Source organism: Cupriavidus sp. SK-3, from assembly GCF_000611145.1.
Taxonomy (GTDB): domain Bacteria; phylum Pseudomonadota; class Gammaproteobacteria; order Burkholderiales; family Burkholderiaceae; genus Cupriavidus.
The window spans coordinates 1-1,313 of the sequence record NZ_JFJV02000107.1 but is presented as its reverse complement, the minus strand read 5'-3'; the positions used below and the strand labels follow the sequence as shown (position 1 = coordinate 1,313).

General features: G+C 62.4%; 2 protein-coding genes. Both read left to right on the top strand.

Annotated features, from left to right (window positions below; translation table 11 throughout):
• The first annotated feature begins 36 nt into the window (after positions 1–36).
• On the top strand, positions 37–825 hold the full coding sequence (locus CF70_RS11310) for a sulfite exporter TauE/SafE family protein (RefSeq protein WP_349675106.1): 789 nt from the start codon (positions 37–39) through the stop codon (positions 823–825).
• A 79-nt stretch (positions 826–904) separates the two neighbouring features.
• Positions 905–1,313 (top strand): c-type cytochrome (locus CF70_RS11305; protein WP_035864250.1); only part of this gene is annotated, 409 nt, incomplete at its 3' end.

Sequence of the window (1,313 nt, the reverse complement as noted above, 5' to 3'; positions counted from 1 at the left end):
AACAGATGGAAAGCATAATCGCCAGCAGCGCTGGCGCTGGGCGCCGTGATCGGTCTCATCCTGGCACTGACCGGCGCCGGTGGCGCTATCCTCGCCGTCCCCCTACTGCTGTTTATCCTGCACCTCAGCGTCGCGGAGGCCGCGCCCGTTGCACTCCTTGCCGTCGGCCTGTCTGCGGCTGTCGGCGCTGTTATCGGGCTGCGCGCAGGCATCGTCCGTTACCGGGCCGCCGCACTGATGGCTGTGGCGGGTACGTTGTTCTCACCCGTCGGTCTATGGCTTGCTCACCGCTTGCCGAATGGTCCGCTGACTCTGCTATTCGCAGTTGTGCTGGCGCTCGTTGCGCTGCGGATGTTCAAGCAAACGACCGCCTCGAAGCCGCATCCGACCGAACCTGGCCACCCGTTGCCGCCGTGCCAACTGAATGCGGGCACCGGACGCTTTGTCTGGACAGCCTCCTGTACCCGCGCGCTGGCACTCTCTGGCGTCGGCGCCGGATTTCTCTCCGGACTGCTGGGCGTTGGCGGCGGTTTTGTCATCGTACCGGCGCTCAGGAAGGCGACCAATGCCCCGGTGCAAGCTATCGTGGCGACATCGCTGGCAGTGATTACGCTGGTATCCGCTTCCGGCGTCATCTCAACCGCCCTTGCCGGTCGCATGAACTGGCAGGTGGGCGTGCCATTCGCCGCAGGCGCCATCACGGGCATGCTGGGCGGACGGCTTGTTGCCAGCCGTTTAAGTGGCCACAGGCTGCAGCAAGGCTTTGCGCTCGTCGCAGGCCTCATCGCCTTCGGCATGGCGGTGAAGGTCGCACTGGCTGCCTAAGTACCACTGACTGCTAAGTACAGCTACCCAAAAGTACAAACACAAATCAATCCGCACACCCATCCCCGAGGAGACACAATTGAAAACCATCAAACTGCGTACTCTGGCCCTGGCCTTGCTGGCGGTAGTCAGTGTGCCAGCACTTTCTCAACCGGCGACCGTAGCCATGCCCGTCCCTGACGAAGCCTCGATTCCCAAGGGGCCGATGGGCGATGCCATCAAGCGCGGCAAGGTGCTGCTGACGGACACCCACAAGCAACTTCCCGGCAACGTCGGCAATGGCTTGAACTGTACGAGCTGTCACCTCAATGCCGGGACAACAGCCTATGCGTCGCCCTGGGTAGGCCTCACCGCCGTTTTTCCGGAATACCGGTCCCGCAGCGCGAAGGTCAACTCCCTTCAGGAACGCATTAACGACTGCTTCCAACGCTCGATGAACGGCAAGCCGCTTCCATTCGACTCGGCTGAGATGAATGCCATCCTGTCCT